The sequence below is a fragment of the Streptomyces sp. HSW2009 genome (genome assembly GCF_040240285.1).
Lineage (GTDB): Bacteria > Actinomycetota > Actinomycetes > Streptomycetales > Streptomycetaceae > Streptomyces.
Genome location: NZ_JBEHZD010000064.1, coordinates 1 through 22171, shown reverse-complemented (window position 1 = coordinate 22171; position 22171 = coordinate 1). Strand labels below are relative to the sequence as shown.

Annotated in this window: 25 protein-coding genes and 3 CRISPR repeat arrays; of the genes, 18 read left to right on the top strand and 7 right to left on the bottom strand. The window is 70.6% G+C overall.

The window, feature by feature from the left end; all coding sequences use genetic code 11:
- The 6 genes from AAHZ94_RS08025 to AAHZ94_RS08000 form a co-directional block, all read left to right on the top strand.
- Positions 1-681 (top strand): aldehyde dehydrogenase family protein (locus tag AAHZ94_RS08025; protein WP_349991707.1); only part of this gene is annotated, 681 nt, incomplete at its 5' end.
- A 234-nt stretch (positions 682-915) separates the two neighbouring features.
- Positions 916-1368, top strand: a complete 453-nt coding sequence (locus AAHZ94_RS08020) for an iron chaperone (protein WP_349991705.1) — start codon at positions 916-918, stop codon at positions 1366-1368.
- Positions 1369-1973: 605 nt separating this feature from the next.
- Positions 1974-2462 carry an ATP-binding protein gene (locus tag AAHZ94_RS08015; RefSeq protein WP_349991703.1) on the top strand — a complete coding sequence of 163 codons (489 nt, stop codon included), beginning with the start codon at positions 1974-1976 and terminating at the stop codon, positions 2460-2462.
- 331 nt (positions 2463-2793) lie between these two features.
- Entirely contained in the window at positions 2794-3054 is a 261-nt protein-coding gene (locus AAHZ94_RS08010; protein WP_349991701.1) for a hypothetical protein, read from the top strand.
- Positions 3051-3257 (top strand): hypothetical protein, encoded by a 207-nt coding sequence (locus AAHZ94_RS08005; protein ID WP_349991699.1) that lies wholly within the window; start codon positions 3051-3053, stop codon positions 3255-3257. Before AAHZ94_RS08010 ends, AAHZ94_RS08005 begins: the two co-directional genes overlap by 4 nt.
- Positions 3258-4453: 1196 nt before the next feature.
- Positions 4454-5119, top strand: coding sequence for a hypothetical protein (locus AAHZ94_RS08000; protein WP_349991698.1), 666 nt, complete (start codon positions 4454-4456; stop codon positions 5117-5119).
- Between the two features lie 127 nt (positions 5120-5246).
- Positions 5247-5637: a CRISPR direct-repeat array (repeat unit 24 nt; unit sequence CGGAACACCCCCGCTCGCGCGGGG).
- A 155-nt stretch (positions 5638-5792) separates the two neighbouring features.
- On the opposite strand, the gene AAHZ94_RS07995 is transcribed toward AAHZ94_RS08000, so the two are convergent.
- Complete coding sequence (locus AAHZ94_RS07995) at positions 5793-6644, bottom strand: helix-turn-helix domain-containing protein (protein ID WP_349991697.1); 852 nt, start codon at positions 6642-6644, stop codon at positions 5793-5795.
- A gap of 11 nt (positions 6645-6655) precedes the next feature.
- Complete coding sequence (locus AAHZ94_RS07990; RefSeq protein WP_349991696.1) at positions 6656-7408, bottom strand: DUF6879 family protein; 753 nt, start codon at positions 7406-7408, stop codon at positions 6656-6658.
- 315 nt (positions 7409-7723) lie between these two features.
- On the opposite strand from AAHZ94_RS07990, the gene AAHZ94_RS07985 reads away from it, so the two are divergent.
- The 4 genes from AAHZ94_RS07985 to AAHZ94_RS07970 all read left to right on the top strand — a co-directional run bounded on the left by AAHZ94_RS07985 (position 7724) and on the right by AAHZ94_RS07970 (position 14030).
- Positions 7724-8224, top strand: coding sequence for a hypothetical protein (locus AAHZ94_RS07985; protein WP_349991695.1), 501 nt, complete (start codon positions 7724-7726; stop codon positions 8222-8224).
- 69 nt (positions 8225-8293) lie between these two features.
- Complete coding sequence (locus AAHZ94_RS07980) at positions 8294-8950, top strand: class I SAM-dependent methyltransferase (protein WP_349991693.1); 657 nt, start codon at positions 8294-8296, stop codon at positions 8948-8950.
- A 400-nt stretch (positions 8951-9350) separates the two neighbouring features.
- Positions 9351-9742: a CRISPR direct-repeat array (repeat unit 29 nt; unit sequence CGGAACACCCCCGCTCGCGCGGGGCTCAC).
- Between the two features lie 628 nt (positions 9743-10370).
- Positions 10371-11558 (top strand): methyltransferase domain-containing protein, encoded by a 1188-nt coding sequence (locus tag AAHZ94_RS07975; protein WP_349991692.1) that lies wholly within the window; start codon positions 10371-10373, stop codon positions 11556-11558.
- Positions 11559-11585: 27 nt separating this feature from the next.
- A CRISPR array of direct repeats spans positions 11586-12585; the repeat unit is 24 nt; unit sequence CGGAACACCCCCGCTCGCGCGGGG.
- A gap of 695 nt (positions 12586-13280) precedes the next feature.
- Complete coding sequence (locus AAHZ94_RS07970) at positions 13281-14030, top strand: class I SAM-dependent methyltransferase (protein ID WP_349991690.1); 750 nt, start codon at positions 13281-13283, stop codon at positions 14028-14030.
- Positions 14031-14114: 84 nt separating this feature from the next.
- Here the strand turns inward: AAHZ94_RS07970 and AAHZ94_RS07965 are convergent, their stop codons facing one another.
- The 5 genes from AAHZ94_RS07965 to AAHZ94_RS07945 all read right to left on the bottom strand — a co-directional run bounded on the left by AAHZ94_RS07965 (position 14115) and on the right by AAHZ94_RS07945 (position 16136).
- Positions 14115-14306, bottom strand: a complete 192-nt coding sequence (locus tag AAHZ94_RS07965) for a DUF397 domain-containing protein (protein WP_349991688.1) — start codon at positions 14304-14306, stop codon at positions 14115-14117.
- Positions 14307-14424: 118 nt separating this feature from the next.
- Positions 14425-14613: a DUF397 domain-containing protein gene (locus tag AAHZ94_RS07960; protein ID WP_349991687.1), complete on the bottom strand. Its 189-nt coding sequence runs from the start codon at positions 14611-14613 to the stop codon at positions 14425-14427.
- 121 nt (positions 14614-14734) lie between these two features.
- Entirely contained in the window at positions 14735-14935 is a 201-nt protein-coding gene (locus AAHZ94_RS07955; RefSeq protein ID WP_349991685.1) for a DUF397 domain-containing protein, read from the bottom strand.
- Between the two features lie 125 nt (positions 14936-15060).
- Positions 15061-15270, bottom strand: coding sequence for a DUF397 domain-containing protein (locus AAHZ94_RS07950; protein WP_502964601.1), 210 nt, complete (start codon positions 15268-15270; stop codon positions 15061-15063).
- Entirely contained in the window at positions 15261-16136 is an 876-nt protein-coding gene (locus tag AAHZ94_RS07945; RefSeq protein WP_349991682.1) for a helix-turn-helix domain-containing protein, read from the bottom strand. The genes AAHZ94_RS07950 and AAHZ94_RS07945 overlap by 10 nt, the downstream gene beginning before the upstream one ends.
- A gap of 199 nt (positions 16137-16335) precedes the next feature.
- On the opposite strand from AAHZ94_RS07945, the gene AAHZ94_RS07940 reads away from it, so the two are divergent.
- From AAHZ94_RS07940 to AAHZ94_RS07905, 8 genes are all read left to right on the top strand, one after another.
- Positions 16336-16551, top strand: a complete 216-nt coding sequence (locus AAHZ94_RS07940; protein WP_349991680.1) for a hypothetical protein — start codon at positions 16336-16338, stop codon at positions 16549-16551.
- 89 nt (positions 16552-16640) lie between these two features.
- Positions 16641-16994 (top strand): hypothetical protein, encoded by a 354-nt coding sequence (locus AAHZ94_RS07935; protein ID WP_349991679.1) that lies wholly within the window; start codon positions 16641-16643, stop codon positions 16992-16994.
- On the top strand, positions 16991-17461 hold the full coding sequence (locus tag AAHZ94_RS07930) for a hypothetical protein (RefSeq protein WP_349991677.1): 471 nt from the start codon (positions 16991-16993) through the stop codon (positions 17459-17461). The genes AAHZ94_RS07935 and AAHZ94_RS07930 overlap by 4 nt, the downstream gene beginning before the upstream one ends.
- Positions 17462-17883: 422 nt before the next feature.
- Positions 17884-18834, top strand: a complete 951-nt coding sequence (locus AAHZ94_RS07925) for a linear amide C-N hydrolase (protein WP_349991675.1) — start codon at positions 17884-17886, stop codon at positions 18832-18834.
- 410 nt (positions 18835-19244) lie between these two features.
- Positions 19245-19712, top strand: coding sequence for a cupredoxin domain-containing protein (locus tag AAHZ94_RS07920; protein ID WP_349991673.1), 468 nt, complete (start codon positions 19245-19247; stop codon positions 19710-19712).
- Between the two features lie 275 nt (positions 19713-19987).
- A complete protein-coding gene (locus tag AAHZ94_RS07915; protein WP_349991671.1) occupies positions 19988-20464 on the top strand; it encodes a hypothetical protein in 477 nt (158 codons plus the stop codon).
- A 48-nt stretch (positions 20465-20512) separates the two neighbouring features.
- The gene (locus AAHZ94_RS07910) at positions 20513-20743 is read left to right on the top strand and encodes a hypothetical protein (protein WP_349991669.1); all 231 of its coding nucleotides are present in this window, start codon (positions 20513-20515) and stop codon (positions 20741-20743) included.
- The coding region (locus tag AAHZ94_RS07905; RefSeq protein ID WP_349991667.1) for an FUSC family membrane protein at positions 20740-22171 on the top strand (1432 nt) is incomplete at its 3' end. The genes AAHZ94_RS07910 and AAHZ94_RS07905, both read left to right, overlap by 4 nt.

Below are 22171 nucleotides of genomic sequence, written 5' to 3'. Positions count from 1 at the left end.
GCCGCGTACGGCTCGGCCGGCGAGCGCTGCATGGCCATCTCCGCGATCGTCGCGGTCGGCGCCACCGCCGACCCGCTGATCGAGAAGATCGTGGCCCGCGCCGCCAAGATCGAGATCGGCCCCGGGACCTCACCGACGGCCGAGATGGGCCCGCTGATCACCAAGGCGCACCGGGACCGGGTCGCGGAGTACGTGCGCGCGGCGCCCGCGCAGGGCGCCGACGTGGTCCTCGACGGTACGGGCTTCACGGTCGCCGGCCTGGAGGGCGGCCACTGGCTCGGCCTGTCGCTGCTCGACAGGGTCTCGGTCACCTCGGACGCGTACCGCGACGAGATCTTCGGCCCGGTGCTGAGCGTGTTGCGGGTGGACACCTACGAGGAGGGCGTGGCGCTGATCAACGCCTCCCCGTACGGCAACGGCACCGCCATCTTCACCCGGGACGGCGGCGCGGCCCGCCGCTTCCAGTTGGAGGTCCAGGCCGGCATGGTCGGCGTGAACGTGCCGATCCCGGTCCCGGTCGGCTACCACTCCTTCGGCGGCTGGAAGGACTCGATCTTCGGCGACCACCACGTCTACGGCAACGACGGCGTGCACTTCTACACCCGCGGCAAGGTGGTCACCACGCGCTGGCCCGACCCCGAGGACGGCGGCGTGGACCTGGGCTTCCCCAGCCACGGGTGAGCTGACGCGGGTTGGCCTGGGCCGGCCGGGCTGACTGGATTGGGCCTTGGCCGGGCTGGGTGGGTTGGGCCTGGGCCGGCCGGGCTGGTCGGGGCGGCCACCGCTCCCTCGCTCCCTCCGTACCCCCGGACGGCGGTCCCGCGGACGGACCGTCCGGGGGCCGATTGTCAGTGCCCCGAGTTAGTGTCCCCACGCAAGGTCAGGCACCGTGCCCGACCGACGAGGGGACGCACCATGAGCAAGGCCGACGACAGCGCGCACGAGGGTTTCTCGCCCGAGGAGCGGGCGGCGATGAAGGAACACGCACAGGAGCTGAAGAAGGCGTCCCGCCGCAGATCCCGCGCCGACAAGGAGGCGGAGGCGGCCCAGGACGTGGTCGACAAGATCGCCGAGATGACCGGCACGGACCGCACCATCGCCGAGCGGGTGCACACCCTCATCACCACCCAAGCCCCCACCCTGGCCCCCAAGCTCTGGTACGGCATGCCTGCGTACGCGCTCGACGGCAAGGTGCTCTGCTTCTTCCAGAGCGCCGGCAAGTTCAAGTCCCGGTACGCCACGCTGGGCTTCAACGACCCCGCCCAACTGGACGAGGGCACCATGTGGCCGACCGCCTTCGCGCTGACCGAGGTGACGGACGAGGTGGCGGACCGCATCACGGACCTGATCCGCCGCGCGGTGGGCTGAGGGGGCCGCGGGGTCCGCTGCCGCGGGGGATTCGCGTTTCTTGCCTTTGCTTTTCAGGTTGGGCTTTTCAGGTTGGGCTTCTCTGAGCGGGCTTTCTTGGCGCGCTTTTCTGGGCGTGGCCCTTACGCGGGGGATTTCCGGTACGGGGCGGGGTGCGGGTTCCGCGGGCGCGTGGGGTGCCTCGCGTAGAATTCCCGTAGCGGCATTCCTCCGACTTTCTTCGTGGAGGCGCAGAGAAGGGGAGAAGTGGTTTCTCGGTAATCGATACGCGGCATTCGACACTCGATAGGGCCGCCGAGGAATTCCGCCCCAGTCTCCCTGCCGTGAGAGCGACGGGCCACGGCGGGGCGGCCGGTGGGCTGATGGTCGTTTCGCGGTGGGGTGGGGGCGCGTCGCGCGGGAGGGACGCGCTCGCCGGCGCTGGTAGGGGGAGTGCGGCCGGAACATCCACCTCTGGCCCTGATGTGCGAACTTTCGCTCATGAACCGAATGCGGGACTTTCTGCGTCCGGAGATGCACCGCTGCTTGCGGTCGCGAGGGCGTGGCGGCGCCCGGCGGCAAGGACACGGGCAGCGGTGGATCGTCCTTCACAGAGGGGAAAGCCCATGATCGCCGATGCCTCAGTCGCCCCCACCGTCCCCGTCACCCCGGCTGTCGCCCACGCCGTGCGGACCATGCCCGCCCAGGTGGGCGCTTGGCGGTACACCCTGTATCTGCCGCACAGCCCGCTGGCCCCCGGGGTGGCCCGCGCCCTGGTACGGACCGTGCTGCGCGCGCATGGCCCCCTCGCCCTGTTGGACCGCGCTGAGCTGCTGGTTTCCGAGCTGGCCAGCAACGCGTACCGCTATGCGCGCGGTTCGGCTTCGCTCCGCGTGGACTGGCGGGCCGGGGTGCTACGGATCAGCGTGCGCGATACGAGTACTGAACTCCCGCAGCCGCCGGGCCCGGACACCGGTGACCTGTCCCAGGAGAGCGGCAGAGGGATGCGGCTGATCAGCGAGTGCGCGGATGACTGGAGCTGCTACCGGCTCGCGGGGCGCGGCCGGCAGGCGCGTGGAAGCGGCAAGGTCGTGTGGTGCGAGTTGATTGCCTGAGGGCTGCGCGGGCGGGGGTGTGGGGGTGCGGATGGCCGGGGTGAAGTGGTGGCGTGGGTGACGGATGGGCAGCCGGCGCTGCCCTGCGCCCTGCGCGACGTACGCACCCTGCTGTGGTGATTCACCATTACATGGGCGGAACGACACGATAATGCCGAGAATATCCTTCTTTTGAGTGATAGCAGGCGTCCTATTTCGCTGCCACGATGCCCATGGGTCGCCCGAATTCCGCACCCCTCGCCGGATGAATGAGAAGGATATCCGGCGGGGGTCCGCGGAAGGAATTCAGGGCGGGCGGCCTTCGGCTTCGGAAAAGAGAAAGGAAGAAGTCGTGGCATTCAACAATGTCGGTGGCGTCGTGACGCTGGCGGCCGGAGCTCAGACCGGCTGGACGTTCAGCTTCAACGGCGGCGACCGCGGTGCGCAGACGGCCTGGCCGGACGTCAAGCCGTCCGGGAACGGCCCGGCGCACATCGCGTTCAACCACAGCAAGCGCAAGAACGGCAACGGTTTCACCGAGTACGGCGTGACCATCCGCAACGTCGGCGGCGAGCCCGGCACGCACAACCTCCAAGGGGGTGGCTTCTCATGAAGCTCACGGTTATCACCTCGCAGAGCGGCGAGGTCGTGGCCGTCCAGCAGGGCCACGCGTCGCAGGCGCGCAAGTCTGCCGAGTACGCGGTCATCGTGGCCAGCGAAGGCCAGACGCTGCACGAGGTGGAGGTCCCCGAGGTACACGCCTCCCACAGCCCGCAGGAAATCCTGCGGACGGTGGCGGCCCACCTCGCGCAGTAGCGCCCCCACTTGGCGGGGCCGCCCCCTAACCCCGGGCGGCAGCCCAACCGTTTGAAGCGACCCCCTGGCCACCCCACCCAGCCACGACCGGGTTGGCCAGCCCCGCTCATCCGGATTGCCCCCGCTGGTAGGGCAGTTGCGGCGCGGTTCGCCGCAGCGGGCATCAGCACAGGAGTGCCCCCGGTGGGGTGGGATTTCCGCCGGGGGTGCTTTCTTCTTTTGGGGGGGGGGGGGGGGGGGGGTGCTCTGTTTGTGTGGGGGCGCTGCCACAGTTGCATTGGGATCGCACCGAGGGTTAGGGCGCCTCCGCTGGCGCGGGGACCACTGCGGTACGTCTGCTGCGTCCCGCCGGCACTGCGGACCACCCCCGCTCGCGCGGGGACCACTTCTGGCTGTTCGACTCGCGACTCGTCACCCGCGGAACACCCCCGCTCGCGCGGGGGCCACGTAGAGCCCGGCCCCAACCACCCAGTGGACCGCGGACCACCCCCGCTCGCGCGGCGACCACACCACTTCCGCCATGGCGAGCATGATGCCGCTCGGACCACCCCCGCTCGCGCGGGGACCACCCGCTGCCGCTGTCGGGGACGGACACCGTGAGCGGACCACCCCCGCTCGCGCGGGGACCACTCGGAGTTCTCGGACATGAGCTTCGCCTGCGGCGGACCACCCCCGCTCGCGCGGGGACCACTCATCGATCCCCCGGAAGACCTGAGACGGGCTCGGACCACCCCCGCTCGCGCGGGGACCACGCAGGGAGGCGGCGCCCAGACGTAGGGCGAGGCGGACCACCCCCGCTCGCGCGGGGACCACGACGCCGTTGACCATGCTGATGCCGGAGCCGACGGACCACCCCCGCTCGCGCGGGGACCACGTGCCGAATAGACCCACGGCTGTCGACTCGCGCGGACCACCCCCGCTCGCGCGGGGACCACATGGCACCACGCCACCCGGCCGGACGGGGTAACGGACCACCCCCGCTCGCGCGGGGACCACCCTTCCTGAGCTGCAACGTTAGACCGGCTTTGCACTTCCTTGACCATGGGTAGGGCTCATCATCTGTCCATGATCTCAGGGGTTGTGGCGGTGGCGCGGAGCGATCGGTGGATACGGGCTGGCACCAGTCTGATGGCATCTCGCGGGCCCTGGTAGGGGCGTATGCCCGGGGCGCCCGCCGCCTCTGACAGGCTGGGTCCATGGTCGATAGTGCAAGCGCAAGCGCAGCCCCGGGCGACGACTGGCCGCTTCGTGCCCGTGAGGCGTTTCTTGACGCGCTGTGGGGCCTGGTGGTCGTTGAGGACGGGGCCTCGGGTGGTGGTCCTGCGCCCTGGCTTGCGGAGGCGTTGGGTGGGTCGTCTGCGGTGGGTGGCTCGTCACTGTCTGTGCGCCCTGCTGGCGACGCGGAGGCCACTGCCCTGCACCGGGTGTTGGCTTGTGGTGTGGACCCCGATGACCTGACGGACGTGGTGCGCGAGATGCAGCACGAGGTCATCTACAACCTCTGCCAACTCCTCGATGATCCAGGCTTGTTGGGCATCGGTTTGGAGGGCGAGGGCCCGCAGCCTCCGGAGTTCCGCTGGCACCTCGCGGCAACCCGCACTGCCGCCCCCACGGCGTCCGCCCCCTTGCATTCTCTCCACACGGCCCTGGACACCCACGACCCCAGTGGCCGCGAAGGCGACCCCCGCGGCCGGCCCCTCCCTGCCTCTTTGCCGGGCCACCCCGCGTTCGTACGTCTGGCAGTGGCCCAAGCCCGGGCGGGTGACCGCATGCAGGCGATCAAGACGTGGCGCGAGGCTACGGGCCTTCCGGCGCGTGAGGCGAAGGTGGCGCTTGACCGGGTTCTGGGTGGGGCGGAGTGAGGCTGGGCGAGCGGCCCGAGTAGGCAGGATCGTTGGCGCCCGTGCCGCAGGGGGATAGCTGCCGCCGGTGTTGGTCTGGCTGCCCGTCCTTGCGGGGCTCACCTGCCCAGGCGGCCCCGGATCTCGAACGGAACACCCCAGCTCGCGCGGGGCCCACATGGCCACCTCACCGGCCCGGCGGCGGGCGGCCGGAACACCCACGCTCGCGCGGGGACCACAGCCACATGACCCGCAGCGCCATTACACGACCCGGAACACCCTCGCTCGCGCGGGGACCACCGCACCACATCACACACCTGGAGTGGACATGGCGGAACACCCCCGCTCGCGCGGGGACCACTGCTCCGCCCACTGGGTGACCCAGTCCAGGAACGGAACACCCCCGCTCGCGCGGGGCTCACGCGTTGAACTGGGCGTCGAGCCACCGCGTCAGCGGAACACCCCCGCTCGCGCGGGGCTCACGATGCGCCGCGTGGGATGGGCCGCTGCCTCTCCGGAACACCCCCGCTCGCGCGGGGCTCACCCTTCCTGACCTGCAATGTTAGACCGGCTTTACGCGTGCTTGATCAAGAGCGGGGCTCGCCACCCGCCCATGATCTCAGGGGTGGGACGGAGCCGCCGGACGATCGCTGGACACGGGCCGCACCAACCCGACCACGCCCTACCGAAAGCATCAGCGCGCACGTACGGCCCGCCGCACCGCGCCGATGAGTTTCTGTGCGTCAGCGCCGTACACGGCGGACTCCCGGAGCGTGGCCCACACGCGCGCGTACGTCGTCACGCTGTCAGCGTCGTCGAGCCACAGTTCCGCATGCCAGTCCTCGGCGACCACGAGCCGGTCGTCCAGGAGGCAGAAGCCGTTGGCGGGTGGGAGCCTGAGCGGGGCGGAGAGCGGGACGATCCCCAGTTCCACCGTGTCCATGCCGATGACGCCGGCGAGACGATCGAGTTGGCTGGTGAGTACGGGCGGGGGACAGATCAGGGCGTGGAGGGCCCCTTCCCATACCAGCGCGTGGAACTTCCGTCCCGTTTCGTACAGCCACTCCTGACGCCGCATCCGGGCGCGGACCGCGGCATCCGTGTCGCGCACCGAGCCGTGGAGGTCGGCGTAGCGCAGGAAGATATGCCGCGCGTAATCGGCCGTCTGGAGCATGCCGGGAACCACGGACTCCTCCCAGACGCGCACGGCCTGAGACCGCCCGACCTCAAGGTTCCATCTGTCCTGGACGGGTCGGTGGCCGGCGGCCAACTGCCGGCGCCAGGAGCGGATGTGGGATTCGAACCCCTTGAGCCGGGCGTCCAGTTCGGCGAAGACCTCCGGCCGGCCGATGCCTTCTGCCCAGGCGCGCAGGTCTTCGCTGGTGGCGGTCTGCTGCCCGTTCTCCAACTTGTAGACCTTGGAGTGCGGCCAGCCCAGCCGCTGGGCCAGCCGCGTACCGGTGAGCCGTCCTCCCGCAGCGGACAGCCGCAGTTCCCGCAGGCGTAGCCCAAGGGCCCGCCTGGCCTGCTGGAAGTCCGTGCTCACCGGTTCGCTCGTTAGCGGGCGGCGCCGAGTCGTGCCGCGAACTCGTCGTACGGTACGGAGCCGTGCACGGCGGCGTCGCGGATCTGGCAGTACCGCAGGACTTCGGCGGGTTCGGTGATGACCTCCACGTCGTGGAAGACGTCCTGGTCATCGAAGCGCAGCACGGCCACCAGCCGACTGTCGAAGATCCAGAAGTCTTCGTCCGGCAGTCGGAGTTGCTTTGCTTCCTCGCGCCAGAGGTTGCGTACGTCCTCGCCGGTGGCCGCGTTGCATCCCGCGTAGGCGAGCAGGAACAACTGTCCATCGGTCGGCGGGTCATCGACGACGCGTACCCGTCCCACGTACTTGCCGTCGGTTGTCTGCTGGCGAATGTTCACGCACCACTCGCTGTCCAGGTCGTACGGGGTCGTACCTGTTGCGAGGAACTCGGCGTACCCGGGGTCTTCCCGGTCCGACGCGTAGCCCTGCCGGGTCTCCAGGTGCCAGGCCGAGTGCTCGAACGTCGTGAAGAGCTGTCCGAACTCCGCCTGGTCGATCAGCGTGGGCACGTGGGTGACCTCCTTGGGCCCGTGATGGACGAGTAATTCACGTGGCACGACCACCGCCACGTCCCCCGGACCGAAGTGCTGGAGTTGGCTGATGTCCTGGGGATCGGTGAGGGGCGTTCCCTGGACGAGGATCTCACCCGAGTCAAGATCTTCATGAACGGCGGGGCAGTTGCCGTTCCTGCTGTCGGTGCCATTGAAGCGCAGTCGCCGTGCCACGGTTCGCCTCCCTGGTGTGGGGCCTTGTCAGCTCAGCATCGCGGTCGCTGGCTGGCCTGCACCACGGAGCGCACCCCCTCGCGCGAGACCAAGCAGGAACATTCGACCGGATGACGAGAACATTCGAGAACATTGCGCCACGGCCATAACTCCGAGTCCCTACTGTCCTGTCCATCGTGACAGCGCGCGACGGTGCTGATCACGTCACCACCCGGAACTCCGCGTACGACGCTCGACCAGGTTGGTGCGTGCTATCGCCGCCCGGAGCTGTTGTCAGTACGTCCTTTTTCGGGTTCGTCTTCGAAGGAGTAGCCCGTGACCCTCATGCTCGACCGCCCCGCGAGCACCCGCACGCGGGAACCGAAGGAACTCCTCAACTTCGTCCAGCCCCACGTCAAGCACTTGACGATCAACGTGCTGGACAGCGGCATGACCCTCTGGGAGCGCGAAGTCGCTCTGCTTCTCCGTGACCACGCGATGGTCCGTGACATGGCAGAGCGAATCCTCGGGAACGCGGTGATGTACACCGTTGGCTGCATGGAGCACCCCGAAGTCCATCTGGGCGTCGGCAAGCTCGTAGACGTCGGAGTGCATCAGCTCATTCTCGACACGCCTGTGTGGTGGGCGCTCTGCGACGTGTACAACGAGGGCCGCTACAAGCACCACGCCCCGTTCGTTGAGCGCCGTCGCGACGGGCTGTGCCTGCGTACGGCCGACTTTCTGAAGTCCATCGGCTTCGACGTGGACGAGGAACTGTGGGCCATCGATGGCACAGACTGCTCGCCGTGTGACAACAAGGTCCCCGACAGCCACTGAACCGCATAGCCGGTCGCTGCCCTCGTCCTGTGGGGGTAGCGGCCGGCCCACCCCTCCGAAGGACTCGCCTTGCCCGCACGACACGACATCGCCGTTGAAGCAGAACTATGGGACGCCTACGCGGCCTCTGCCTTCGATGACGAAGCCGAGCCGAACTTCTGCTGGACCCAGTACGCGGGCCACGGCCCCGGTCCTGACCTACTCGGCAACCCACGTTCCGTCCTGGAAATCGGATGCGGCACCGGCCGGGCACTCGCCCGCCTCGCCCAACTCGGCGTTACCGCTCGCGGGGTAGATCTGTCCCCCGTAATGATCAAGAAGACCACCGCGAAGTGGGCCGCCACCGGCGCAGAGTTCGTGTGCTCCGAAGTCCTGGAGTACCTGAGTGAGCACGAAGACACGTACGACGCCGTCTATTCGATCTTTGGAGCCGCCTGGTTCACAGACCCGAGCCGCCTGTTCCCACTCGTCCGCCAGCGGCTCAATCCCCACAGTGTCTTCGTCTTCTCGCAACCCCCTGCCATCCCCGGCGCGTACGGGCCGCAGGGCATGTACAAGGGTGGCTTCGCCGGCAAAGCAATGTTCACCTACCGCTACAGCTATCGACCGGCCGTGTGGGAGCGTCTGCTGACCCGGGCCGGATTCGAGGCGGTCGATGTGAAGATCCTCGGGGCGCCCCATCCTGGCCACATCGGAACCCTCTTGGGCCGCGCCGTGGCCCCTTAATCGCTGCTCCACCGCTGATCACAGGGAGACGCTCCAGGCTGGTTGGACGATAGCCGCCGGGAGCGCTCCCCATGCTGGTTGTTGGCCGGCCGGGACGGAGTGCGGTGGGTGCGGGTCTGTGCGTGGGGTGGTGGTCTGTGTGTCGGGCTGGCATGTGGTGGGCTTAGTCCCCGCTGGTGCGGGGCTCACGCGCTTAGCGAGCGTTGGTGGGTTCGTTTAGACGGAACACCCCCGCTCGCGCGGGGAACTCAGGATCGCGACCCGGTGGGCGTTGGCGACACCCGGAACACCCCCGCTCACACCGGGCTCACTCCCATGTGTCCTCCTACGCGACCGCGGCTAGAGGACCCCCCGCTCGCGCGGGGACCACCGGGGGTGCCAGGCGGGCCGCTTCGCGGTCGCGGACCACCCCCGCTCGCGCGGGGACCACGCCTTCACCAATGGGGTCAGCGCGGGGAGCAGCGGACCACCCCCGCTCGCGCGGGGACCACTACGGCATCACCGGGTCGACGGCAGAGCAGTGTGGAACACCCCCGCTCGCGCGGGGACCACGTGATGGACGGACGGGGGCGGTTTTCGTCGGAACACCCCCGCTCGCGCGGGGCTCACTTGCGCAACACATCAGGCATCGGCGGATTATCCGGAACACCCCCGCTCGCGCGGGGCTCACGGGACCATCCGCTCACGCGTCTCGCTCTGGAACGGAACACCCCCGCGCGCGCGGGGCCCACCGCCCAGACCGCAGCAACTCCACTGCTGCCGCCGGAACACCCCCGCTCGCGCGGGGCCCACCCTTCCCGAGCTGCGACGTTAGACCGGCTTTGCACTTCCTTGACCACGAGTGCGGTTCGCCATCCGCTCATACTTCCAGAGGCTGGGGCCGAAGCGTCGAATCTGAGCAAGGTTCGGGCAGCCGGGGCCCACCCCGCCCCGCGGGGCGCGTGTCCAGGTGATCCTGGGCGTTGGGGGTCTCGTCGGATTAACCCCGCCTGCGCGGGGCCACCCCACAACACCAACCCAACCCACAGTGCGAACCCACCCCACTCACACACAACCACGCACCAAGTCGCCCCCTCCACCCCCACCCCCACAAGAGGGGCGCGCCTGGCGTGCGGTGTGGGCGCTCAGTGCTTCGAGTGCTTCAACAAGTCCACTCCAGCGCCGCGCCAGTGGCCCCGTCGGTCGACATGCTGGGTGGCGGGCGCCAGCGACGTACGTGCGGTACGCGTCGCCGGGAGCGTCAGTCGAGGCACGTACGAGGAGTGGGGGCGATGGGCACACACGTCAGCAGGGCCGCCGGGCACGGGCAGGGTGGGGGCGAGGGTGAGGAAGGGGACGGTCACCCCGGGCAGCCGTGGACGCCGCCGCCTCCGCCGCCTCCGGACGGGAAGATGCCGCCCGGCGGCGGGACGCATCGCAAGTGAGGTTTGATTCCGAACAGGACGGCCCACGCGCGGAGTTGGCGGGGACGCTACTCGAAGCTGGCGTTCTCACGGCCGACTGGGCGGAGGCGTTCGCGGCCGTGCCGCGGGCGGCCTTTCTGCCCGAGTTGGTCTGGGTGCACGACATGGCGACCGGCCGCAGCACCCCCGTCGACCGCCGCGAGGACCCCGCGGCCTGGCAGCGGGCCGCCGATGCCAACGTACCGATCGTCACCCAGTGGGACGACGGCCAGCACGCGGGCCCGGAGCCGGGGAACACGCCGAGCAGTTCCGCCAGCATGCCGTCCGTCGTCGCCGGCATGTTGCGTGACCTGGACGTTCGCGATGGCATGCGAGTGCTCGAAGTCGGTACCGGCACCGGCTGGAACGCGGGCCTCCTCGCGCAACGGCTGGGCGGCGGCAGCGGGGTGGTGAGCGTCGAGATCGACGCGGCGGTGGCCGATCGAGCGCGCGACGCGTTGCGGTGCGCCGGTCTCGCGCCCGAGGTCATCTGCGGGGACGGTGCGGCGGGTTGGCCGCCGGCCGCTCCGTACGACCGGCTGATCGCCACCGCGGGCGTACGCGTTGTGCCGCCTGCCTGGCGGCAACAGGTGCGCCCCGGCGGCGTCGTGCTCGCCCCGTGGGGCACCCACTTCAGCGACCAGGATGCGCTGGTCCGGCTGACCGTCGCCGCCGACGGCACCGCATCGGGCCCGTTCCTGCGCATGGTCGAGTTCATGAAGCTGCGTGACCAACGCCTGGACTGGAACCGTTTCCGCGACCACGTCCCCCGCTTCCCCGGCGCCGCCGAGGTGACCGCAACCCATCTCACGCCGGCTGACCTGGGCGACCGCTACGACGCCGTACGCTTCGCCATCGGCCTGCGCGTCCCCGCCTGCGCGCACGTGGTCAATCGCGTGGACGCGGCGACGACGCGGGCGTGGTTCTTCGACCTGAACGGCCCCTCCTGGGCTGCGGTGACGTTCCGCGGAACCGAGGCCGGAGCCGAACCGCCCGCCGCAACCGTCCACCAGTCCGGCCCCCGCCGCCTGTGGGACGAGGTGGAGGCCGCGCACGCGTGGTGGGCCGGAGAGGGCGGCCCGGGCATCGACCGCTTCGGCCTGACGGTCACGCCGGCGGGTCAGCGGGCTTGGCTGGACGATCCGTCCGACTCGTGGTGGGTGTGACGGCTGGTGCCTGGCGCCTCGTTTGATGGGGACACCCCCGCTCGTGCGGGGACCACACCAGGACACCCCGCCCGGGCCAGGCCCCTCCCGGACCACCCCCGCTCGCGCGGGGACCACAACGAGACGATCGACGACGCGGTACAGCTCGACGGACCACCCCCGCTCGCGCGGGGACCACGGGCAGGGCGATCGTGGTCCACGGGAGGGCTCCGGAACACCCCCGCTCGCGCGGGGACCACGAGAAGCGCCGCATCCTCGGCGGCTTCGCGTCCGGAACACCCCCGCTCGCGCGGGGACCACTGGTCACGTCTTCTCCTCGGAGGTGATGGCGTCGGAACACCCCCGCTCGCGCGGGGACCACGAAGTAGCCAGCCCTGGGAAGCACGAGCGGGCCGGAACACCCCCGCTCGCGCGGGGCCCACATCTGCCGTACGGACGGGAGCCGGTCCCCGTCCGGAACACCCCCGCTCGCGCGGGGCCCACCAAGACAGGCGCATCGCGCCCAGCGCGCCGTACGGAACACCCCCGCTCGCGCGGGGACCACGTCGTACGGGTCGTTCACGCTCATCCCGGCGCCGGAACACCCCCGCTCGCGCGGGGCTCACACCAACGTCGGCCCCACCTCGTGCAACCGCAACGGAACACCCCCGCTCGCGCGGGGACCACGACGGGGCGCAGGGCTTCTGCTGCCCCTTCGACGGAACACCCCCGCTCGCGCGGGGCTCACGCAGCGCGGGCCCTCTTGGCCGCGGTGCTCTGCGGAACACCCCCGCTCGCGCGGGGACCACGCCTCCAGGAGCGCGTCGAGGAGCAGGGTCGCCGGAACACCCTTGCTCGCGCGGGGACCACACCGGCAAGACCTGGCCGGCCAAGCTCAACCGCGGACCACCCCCGCTCGCGCGGGGCCCACGCGCTGATGACCGTCGCGGATCGGTAGGTGACCGGAACACCCCCGCTCGCGCGGGGACCACCCTGTGCGGCACGCAGGAAATCGAGACGCACACGGAACACCCCCGCTCGCGCGGGGACCACCCTTCCTGAGCTGCAACGTTAGATCGGCTTTGCGCGTTCTTGACCATGGGTAGGGTTCGTCATCTGCCCATGATCTCAGGGGTGTGGTGGTGTCGCGGGGTGATCGGTGGGTACGGGCCGGCGCCAGTCTGATGGCATCTCGCGCGGGGACCACCCTGGAGAACCAATGCTCGTACGCGTGATCAGCGGAACACCCCCGCTCGCGCGGGGCTCACCTCGTGATGTGCGCTGGTCACGCTTCCCAATACGGATCACCCCCGCTCGCGCAGGGCTCACGCCTACGGGGCGACGGAGACCACGACCCCGGTCGGACCACCCCCGCTCGCGCAGGGCTCACCCTTCCTGAGTAGCGGCGCCAGAGCGGCTTTGCACATGCTTGCCCAAACGCGAGGCCCGCCCCCCGCTCATACTCCCAGAGGGCATCGCCGAAGGATCGGGGGATCGGGGATCGCGTACGGGCCCGCATCTGCCTGACATGTCGATGGCCCGATCGGAGCACCCCGCTCCCGCGGCGCTCGCGCCCATGCCGTATGCGTCCGTCCGCGCCCGCGCCCTTGCCCGTTCGCGCCCGCCCGCGGTTACGCCCACGCGCGTGAGTGGTGCGCCCTGCGCCTCGCGTAGGCCGCGCGATGCACGGGCACCCATACGCAAGGTAAGCGAGTGACTGCCGAGAGTGCGGGATGGTGTGGAGTGGGAAGTACGCAGTACGACGAGACGGCCGAAGTGTATGACGACACCTTGAACGTTCTCACCTATGCGCGGCACGCGGAGGAACCCACCTTCCGTGCGGTGATGGGGGACGTGAGCGGGCTCGACGTGTTGGATCTCGGTGCGGGTACGGGGATTTGGACCCGGCGGATCAAGCGGGCGGGGGCCGGCCGGGTGGTGGGGCTGGAGATCTCCGCGGCCATGGTGGAGACGGCCCGCGAGCGCGAAGCGGACGAACTCCTCGGCATCGTCTACCACGTCGGCGACGTGTCCCAGGCCCACGAGGACATCGAGCCGGCCGCCTTCGACCTCGTCACCGGCGTCAACGTGCTGCATTACAGCGCCAGCAGGGACGAGTTGGTGGCCATGTGTCGCACCGCCAGCCGGGCGCTGCGGCCGGGCGGGCGCCTGGTGACCAACTGCGCCAACTACGACATGGCCGATGAACCCGACTACTACGGCCCGTTCGGCATCACGGCCACCGTGCCCCGACCCCGCGCCGAGGGGTCGAAGGTGCGCGCGCACACGACGATGGGTGGGCGCCCGGTCGACATCGAGTTCTACCTGTGGCTGGCCAGCACGTACGAGTCCGCGTTGCGCGAGGCCGGTTTCACGCAGGTGCGCTGGCCGTCGTGGCAGATCTCGGAGGAGGGGATCGCCCAGTACGGGGAGGAGTACTGGCAGCGCTACATCGACCACCCGCCGACGCTGGTCATTGAGGCGGTCAAGTAACCCCCGACGCCCCCGCCTGACGGACCGGGCAGAGCCCCCGACCATTTGCCGCGTGGTCGGGGGCTCCGTCGTACGAAGTGGGTGTCAGCCCTGGAGGTCGCCCGCTTTGACGGCCGTGAGGAACGCGGTCCAGGTGGCCTGTTGGAAGGTGAGCGCTGGGCCGCTCGGGTCTTTGCTGTCGCGGACGGGGACGCTGGCCGGCGCGCCGGCGTCGATCTCAATGCAGTCGCCGCCGTTGTTGCCGCTGTAGCTGCTTTTGATCCACCGCTCGGTCATGGTCGCAACCTTTCTGGTCCGAGGTTCAACTCTGGCGGCATCGGTGTTCAGCCGGGCTGGATCGTTAAGGCGCCGACCCTGTCGGCGAATGTTCGGGTGCCGTCGTACGAAGCGGCCGTCAGGCGTCGAAGTCGCCGACCTTCACGCTCGTGAGGAACGTGTTCCAGGTGGCCGGTTCGAAGGTGAGGATCGGGCCGTGCGGCTTCTTGCTGTCGCGGACGGGGACGCTGTCCGGCACGCCAGTGTCGACCTCAACGCAGTCGCCCTGGGTGCCGCTGTGACTGCTCTTGATCCACCGTTCGGTCATGGGCCGCAACCTCCTTGAGGTGAGATTCTCAACTCTGCTATCTAGGCTTTCAGTTGAGCTAGGGCGTCGAGGTCCCCGAGCCATGTCGGTGATCGGTCGGCGCCTGTCGTGCGGCCTGCTGTCAGGCTTGGAAGTCGTTCGCCTTGACGGCCGTGATGAATGTGGCCCACGCGGCCGGTGCGAAGGCGAGGGTCGGGCCGCTCGGCTCCTTGCTGTCGCGGACCGGCACCTTGCCCGTCGTGGAGATGCGGAGGGGCGCCCACTCCAGGCAGGCGTTCGCTTCGACGCCGCTGTAGCTGCTCTTGATCCACTGTTCTGCCATGGGATCGCAACCTTTCAGGGTTGGGTTACTCAACTCTGGTGCAACCCTCGGCGATTGCGCTAGGTCGCCGATGAGCCCCCGACCACTTGCCGCGTGGTCGGGGGCTCTGTCGTGCGAAGTCGGGGTTAGGCGTCGAAGTCGCCAGCCTTCACGCCCGTGACGAACGCGGTCCAGGCAGCCGGTTCGAAGGTGAGGGTCGGGCCGTGCGGGTCCTTACTGTCGCGGACCGGGACGGTGCTCGGGACACCGGCTCCGACCTCGATGCAGTCGCCTTGGTAGCCGCTGTAGCTGCTCTTGAACCACTTCGCCGAAGTGGGTTCAGCGGTCACTGAAATCCCTCCATCACGTTCCGGATGAACTGAGCGGACTCAGCCGTTGAGAGGGCGTCCGCTGCCAGTCGAGCATAGAGGAGCGTCAATTCCTGGACCTGGGCAGGATCATTGACAAAGTGGCCGGAATCAACCGATTCTGAGTAGACCCAATCTCGGCCGTTTGGCATCGAGATAATGGACATTGCTGTGATCGGACGCACCACTGTCGGGCAGTCCGACGGAACGACCTGAATGATGAAATTTGCCAGCTCAGTGAGGCGTACGAGGTGCGCGCACTGTTCAGCCATGACCTCTGGCCCACCCATGACTGTGCGGAGGGATTCTTCAGTCAAGATGGCGGAAAGTAGCGGGCTTTCGGGGCACTGCCTGAGGAAGCGATCTTGTCTCTGAAGTCGGGCCTCGATGCAGCGCTTGAGGTTGTCGGGGCGCCTCACCGCTTGCGCATAGACGGCGCGCGCGTATGCCTCCGTTTGCATCAGTCCCGGAACGTACTGGTTCTGATAGGTGCGTAGCGCAGTCGCTTCCCGCTCCATTTGAATGCGCCGCTCGAACCAGTCACGTCGTGGAATAGCCGGATACCAGTCGACTTCACGCCACAGATCCGACAGCTCATCGCCGACTTCCAGGAGCTCTTCCCACGCTACGACCTGCCGCTTGTCGGGTACGCGTTCGCCGGCTTCGATCTTCGCGACCATGGAGCGATCCAGATGGGCGATTTCGCCGAGTTCGGCTTGCGTCCGTCCCGCGCGTTCGCGGCTCTGCTTTATGAAGCGCCCGAACAACTGTGCGGCCGTTACGGCGAGTTCGCTTCCAGGCGGTGATGGAGACGCGCCCGCGTCCCTATCAACTCCGCGTCCCCGACGTGCCATGGGGACCCCTTTCGGTGTGTGTCAGAACTTTCTCCGTCACGGCCGTGGGTCGGCTGTGGCCGGAACGGGTCATTCGTTGCGATCGTAGCCCCGACGGGAGAACTCTGTAAGTGCCTGATCACAACCGGTGATTGAGGTCGATGCCCGACGCGGAGCGCCGCCCGGGTGTTCGTCGTCCCCGTCCGGAACGAGTCGTTGCATGCAACACACCATGACCCTCAAGGTCTACCGCCAACGTCCCGGTGAGCCGCCCATCCCCCTCGCCGCCCCCACCACCATCCGCATCGACCCCGAATCCCTCACCCGGAGCGAGTTCGAGGCGCAGCTCTGCTCCACCGCCTGGGCGCCGTGCCGTTGCCCGCGGCACCGGCAGGAGGGGGCAGCGTCGGTGTCGGGGCGCGAGGGGCGGTCGTGAGGGGGGAGTGCGGGGGCGGGGCGGCGCCGGTGGGTGGCGGTGAGCCCCGGGTGCTTGCCGTCGCCGCGCGGCTCGGGACGCGGGCCCGTGTGTTGACCGGGGAGCACGCCGTACGGGCCGTCTGCGGCGTCGTTCTGCGGTTCTTTCTCACTCGCGCCTGGCGTGACGAGCCGACATGTGAGTGGGCGGACGCCACCGACATCGAGTTCCAACTCGCTTACGAGGAAGCCCTGTTCGACCGCGACGCCCGCGGCGCCACCGTGTTGCGGCCCAACCCGCGCCGCGTACAACTCGCGCTCGACGCCTTCGCCGGGCCCGGCAGTTTCTTCTGGTGCGACGGGGGTGACGGCGCCGGCGTCATGACCACCAACGGGAAGGCGCCCGACGACTGCGGGCTCACCCCGGCGGCCGTCCGTACGAGCCTGGCCGGCGGTGCCTCGTGAGGGAAGACGCGCACGAGGTGTGCGTGACGTTGCTGGTGTGGCAGCCGGTGGACGCCGACGCGCCGGGCGAGGTGGTGGACGGGTGGCCGCAGGTACTCCAGGTGCACGACGGGTCGGGCGCGTGGCGGGCGCCCAGTACCGGGCTGCGGGTCGGGGAGCGGGTGATGGAGGCCGCCGGGCGCATCGCCCACGCCATCGGGCTGACCCTGCCCAACAGCCATCGCGTACTCGCCGTCGACCAGCTTTCGGACACGCCGGACGCGGCGGAGCGGCTGGTCATCGTCGTGGACGGGGGGTGGGTGACGGGCGCGGACGCGGACGTGGCCGACGGCGGGGCGAGCCCCTGCGCGCACGTCTACCGGCACCGGCGGCGGTGGGCCTCCGTCGACGACCTCGCGGATGAGCGCACCCTCAGCGTCGCGTTGGCGGCTGCGGTCGCCAAGCTGCCGCCGTTCGTCCTCGGTTAGCGGTGCTTTGCGGTGCGGTGCGGTGCGGTGCGGTTCGGTGGGTGGGCCCGCGCGCCGCCCGTCGCGCGGCGGGGCCGCCCCGTACGCCGGGCCGCGGTGCGCCCCCGCCCCGTGGTGCGCCGGGCGATCGGTCGGGGCGGTCGTCCGGACGGGCCGGACCGCGGGCCCCGGATCGAGAGTGGCCCGCTCGTACGAGGCCAGCCGTACGAGCCCGGCCGTACGAGCCCTGCCGTGCAGGCGCCCGGCGCGTACGGCAAGTGGCGCGGCATACGGCACGTTCGGGGCCCACGGGGCGCGTCCGCGGCGGCGAGTACTCGATGGGGTGAACGCCGGCCGGAGCACCTCTCAAAACTGCCACCACGGTGCCCATAATCCGCGGCATGTGTACACGAATCCTATGGTCGTCACAGGGCCATTCCCGTATGGCGCAAGGCGGCCCCGCCCAGGGCAACGTGCTGGTCGGCCGGAGCATGGACTGGTACCAGGACACGGACACCATCCTGGCCGTGCGCCCGCGTGGTGTGGAGCGCCAGAGCCTGCCCAGCTCGCCCACGGCCCCGGGCAACTTCACCTGGACCTCACGGTTCGGCAGCGTCGTCTCGCTCATGTACCGGGAGGCGGCCGTCGACGGCATCAACGAGGCGGGGCTTGAGGTCTGCGGGCTCTACCTCGCCGAGGCGGAGTACGGCGAGCGCGACCCCTCGCGCCCCGGGCTTGAGCTGTTCTGGGCGATCCAGTGCCTGCTCGACTGCTTCGACAACGTGGACGACGCGGTGGCGAAGATCGAGAACGACAACGTACAGCTCATCACGAAGGACCTCGGCGAGAAGCCGGGCACCGGTCACCTCGCGCTCGCGGACAAGGACGGCAACTCGGCCATCATCGAGTTCCGTGACGGCAAGTCCGTCGTCCACAAGAGCAAGGAGTACACCGTGATGGCGAACTCCCCTTGGTACGAAGAGCAGTTGGAGCTCAAGAAGCGGTACGAAGGGCTCGGCGGCGATCAGCCGTTGCCGGGCGGCGTCGACTCGCCGGACCGCTTCGCCCGCGCCGCGTACTACTCCGCGCAGCTTCCGAGCACCTCGGACGCGCGCGAAGCGGCGGCGTACATGTTCAGCGTGGTCCGGAACGCCTCCGCTCCGTTCGGCACCGCGGACGAGGTGCGGCCGAACATCTCGACCACGCGCTGGCGCACCGTCGCCGACCTCACCGAAGGCCGGTACTTCTACGAGTCCACCACGAGCCCCAACGTGGTGTGGGTCGAGCTGTCGCAACTGGACTTCTCCGAGGGCAAGCCGGAGCTGCACCTGGACGTGGTGCGGGAGCCCGACCACGTCGGCAACGTGACCAGCAAGTTCGTCCCGGTGGGTTAGGCGGGTTGGGCGGGCTGGGCAGGCTCGTTCGGCCGATCAGGCACGGAGCCCCGCCGCGCGCCCGGCCGGCCGCACGTCCCGTCCGCCGTACACCGCCGTCCGTCGCACCCTCCTCGTGCGGCGCGCGCCCCGTACGGCGGACGTCGCGCGCCCGGGGGTCGCGGTGGGGCGACCCCGTACGGCGGGGCCGCGTGGCCCGTACCGCGCTCGGGTGCGCCCCGGGTCGGTGCGGGGGCGACCGCGGACGTGGGCGGCGTCGGCGGCGCGTCCGGGTGAGGGGCCGTACTGGCGGGGCCGGGGGAGGCGTTAGGCGAAGTGGCGTCGGCCTTCGCGCACGGGCTGCACGGTCTGGCACGGGTGCGCGGGTCGGGGCCTTGTGCAAGCGCCGCGAAGCCGACGAAAGGCCGCTCATGAAACGCCGCACCGTACTCGCCGACCCGACTGGCCCCGCCGCCCCCGCCGCCTCCGCTGACCCGTCCGCCCCCGCCGTACGCTCCGTAACCGCAGCCCTCGCCGTGCCCGCCGCCCCGCTGTTCCGGCTGATCGCCGCCCTGCTGGCGGCACTCTCGCTCGGGCTGCTGCTCCAGCAGCCGTCGGCCGCCGCCTCCACCGCGGTCCGGCCCGCCGCCGAGGTGATCGTGATCATCGAGGACGGCCGGTTCGTACCGCAGGACGTCACCATCAGACGGGGTGACACCGTCCGCTGGACCAACAACGACCGCTTCGACCACACCGTCACCTCGTCCGACGGGCTCGGCTGGGACAGCGGGGTGCTCACCCCGGGGCAGAGCTTCCGGCGGACCTTCCCGGTGCGCGGCGTCTTCCGCTACCACGACCGGCTCAACCCGTCGATCACCGGACTCGTCGCCGTCCGGTAGGGGCCGGGTCGTGACCGGTGGAGACCCGTAGCAACCGGTCGCGGCCAGTAGTGATGGGCCGCGGGCCCGGTGCGGCGGTTGCCGGCCGGGCCCGTTCGCATGCCTGGCCGCGGCCGGGGCGGCGCTGGTCCGGGTGGGCCCGGCCGGCCCGGGCCTCGCCGGTCGGGGGATCGGTTCACCCCGGGGTGCAACCTTTCGCGCGTCCCCCGTGTCTCTTCTAGTAACGCCACATAGGCGCGCTAATCGGTACAAAACTCTCCTTGGAGGGGATCACCATGATGCGCACTTCACGCCGCCCGCGGCGCACCGCCCTGCTCGCCGCCGGGCTGCTCGCCACCGCCGGGCTCGGCCTCGGCTTCGCCGGCCCGGCGTCGGCCGCAGCGGACCGGCCGTCCAGCGTCGACCCGGGCGGCAAGCAGTACGACGCGAAGCAGGTCCGCCACTTCCTGAAGTCCTTCTACGGTCACCACGGGCCCAGCGCCTGGGAGCGCGAACACCTGGTCACCGAGGAACTGAAGGAGAAGGCCGCCCAGACCCCGGACTACGACCTGTTGCTCTGTGCCCAGAACACGCCCGAGGACATCGAGATCGGGCCCGTCACCACCGCCGCTTCGGCGGGTGTGGGCTGGGCGCCGGTCACCACGCACTGGGGCGAGGGCCAGGACACCCAGGTCTTCACCGCGTACGTGGGTCTTGACGCCAGCAAGCCGATGAAGCTGACCGAGATCAGTTGCCAGGCGCCGGACGCCTGAGCGCCAGCCCCTTGAACGCCAGCCCCCCCCCCTGAGCGGTGGGCAGCCATGCGGCGTGTGCCGTGCGTGGTGGGGGGGGGGGCGCCCGCGGGGGGGGGGGGGGGGGGGGGGGGGGGGGGGGGGGGGGGGCCGCCCCCCCCACGGGCGGGCGGGGCGGCGGGGTCGATGTGCGGGCCGGGGCGGCGGGTGTGCTGCGCGGGCCGGAGCGCGGTCGCCGCGCCCTCGCCCCGCCACCCCGCCCGCATTTGCCATGATCAGCGCCGTATTCTCGCCGTATGACCTGGTTGCGCGCCTTCAAGGAGACCGCCCGCACCGGCCTGACCATCGAGCGCACCCGGCTTGAACCGCTGGTGGCGCTGCGCGGCGCGGGCGGGGTCGCCATCGTCATCGGGCTGATCCTGTGGCTCGGCTCGCCGCCGCTCGCGGTCGCCTCCGCGTTCGGCGCGTTCGCCTCCGGCGTGGCGACCTTCCAGCGCAGTTGGCGGCCCCGGCCGGTACTGGCGCTCGCCGCCGCGGCCGGGCTCGCCGTCAGCACGTTCCTCGGGTACGCGGCTGCCGCCCACCCGCTGCCGTTCGTCCTGCTGCTCGCGCTCTGGTCGCTGCTGGCCGGCATGGCGTGGGCGGTCGGGCCGGTCTCCGGGCTGGTCGCCACCCAGATGGTGGCCGTCATGCTGATCACGGTCACGCTGCCCACCTCGCTGCTCGGCGCCCTCGAACACGCCGTGCTGATCGCCTTCGGCGGGCTGGTGCAGGCGGTGCTCATCGTGCTGGTGCCGATCCGGCCGTGGGGCGCGCAGCGCGACGCGCTGGCCGACGCGTTCGCCGCCGAGGCGGACTACGCGCGCCGGCTGCGCGATGACCCGGTGGCGCCCTTCGACCCGCAGCCGCTGATGAACGCCCGGCACGCCGCCTCGCTCACGCCCCGACAGGCCCGCCGCCGGCCCAGCGGACTGCGCGGCTACCGGGCGCTGGCCGAGCGGCTGCGGCCGGTGCTCGCCTCGCTCGCCGATCCGGTGGTCGGCGCCCCGGCCACCGGGCCCGAACGGGACCGCGTACGCGCCCTGCTGGCCGCGGCGGCCACCGTGCTCGACGCGGTGGCGCACGCGATCCGCTGGGGCAAGCCGGTACGGCTGCCGGCCGAGGCGATGGAGGTCCTTGAGGTGCCGGCGACCGGGCCCGTCCTGCACGGTGCTGCCCGCCGCTCCGCGTTGCGGCTGATGGCGCTGCTCGCGGAGGTGGTGGAGTCGGCGGAGGAGCCGTTGGAGCGGGTCGGGTCGGGGGGAGGGGGGCGCGGGGCGTCGCCGGTTGTGCCCGGTGGGGCGTCAGCTACCGGGGGTGGTGGGGCTGGTGGCAGGTCTCTGGCTGCGCCTGGTGGGGCTGGTTCGGGTGGTGGGGCGTCGGCTTCTGGGAACGGTGGGGCTCGTGGCGCGTCTGTGGCTGAGCCCGCCGTGGCTGACGGCCCGGCCACTCCTAGCCCGGCCACTCCCGGTCCGGTCACTCCCGGTGGGGCCACTCCCAGCCCGGCTACTCCTGGCGGGGTCGCCCCCAGCCCGGCTACTTCTGGCGGGGCCGCTCCCGGCCCAGCCGCCCCCGGCGGGGCCGCCCCCGGCGGGGCCGCCCCCCCGCCGGGCGCCCCCCCCCCCGCGGGGCCCGCCCCCCCCCCCCCCCCCCCCCCGACACCCCCCCCCCCCCCGCGCCCCCCCCCCC

Coding starts and splice junctions, on each gene's coding strand:
- AAHZ94_RS07960 (WP_349991687.1), bottom strand. CDS start 14,613: ATGACCGAACGGTGGATCAAGAGCAGTCACAGCGGCACCCAGGGCGAC.
- AAHZ94_RS07940 (WP_349991680.1), top strand. CDS start 16,336: ATGCAACACACCATGACCCTCAAGGTCTACCGCCAACGTCCCGGTGAG.
- AAHZ94_RS08000 (WP_349991698.1), top strand. CDS start 4,454: ATGGTCGATAGTGCAAGCGCAAGCGCAGCCCCGGGCGACGACTGGCCG.
- AAHZ94_RS07915 (WP_349991671.1), top strand. CDS start 19,988: ATGATGCGCACTTCACGCCGCCCGCGGCGCACCGCCCTGCTCGCCGCC.
- AAHZ94_RS07925 (WP_349991675.1), top strand. CDS start 17,884: ATGGCGCAAGGCGGCCCCGCCCAGGGCAACGTGCTGGTCGGCCGGAGC.
- AAHZ94_RS07910 (WP_349991669.1), top strand. CDS start 20,513: ATGCGGCGTGTGCCGTGCGTGGTGGGGGGGGGGGCGCCCGCGGGGGGG.
- AAHZ94_RS07945 (WP_349991682.1), bottom strand. CDS start 16,136: ATGGCACGTCGGGGACGCGGAGTTGATAGGGACGCGGGCGCGTCTCCA.
- AAHZ94_RS08020 (WP_349991705.1), top strand. CDS start 916: ATGAGCAAGGCCGACGACAGCGCGCACGAGGGTTTCTCGCCCGAGGAG.
- AAHZ94_RS08015 (WP_349991703.1), top strand. CDS start 1,974: ATGATCGCCGATGCCTCAGTCGCCCCCACCGTCCCCGTCACCCCGGCT.
- AAHZ94_RS08005 (WP_349991699.1), top strand. CDS start 3,051: ATGAAGCTCACGGTTATCACCTCGCAGAGCGGCGAGGTCGTGGCCGTC.
- AAHZ94_RS07920 (WP_349991673.1), top strand. CDS start 19,245: ATGAAACGCCGCACCGTACTCGCCGACCCGACTGGCCCCGCCGCCCCC.
- AAHZ94_RS07965 (WP_349991688.1), bottom strand. CDS start 14,306: ATGACCGAGCGGTGGATCAAAAGCAGCTACAGCGGCAACAACGGCGGC.
- AAHZ94_RS07955 (WP_349991685.1), bottom strand. CDS start 14,935: ATGGCAGAACAGTGGATCAAGAGCAGCTACAGCGGCGTCGAAGCGAAC.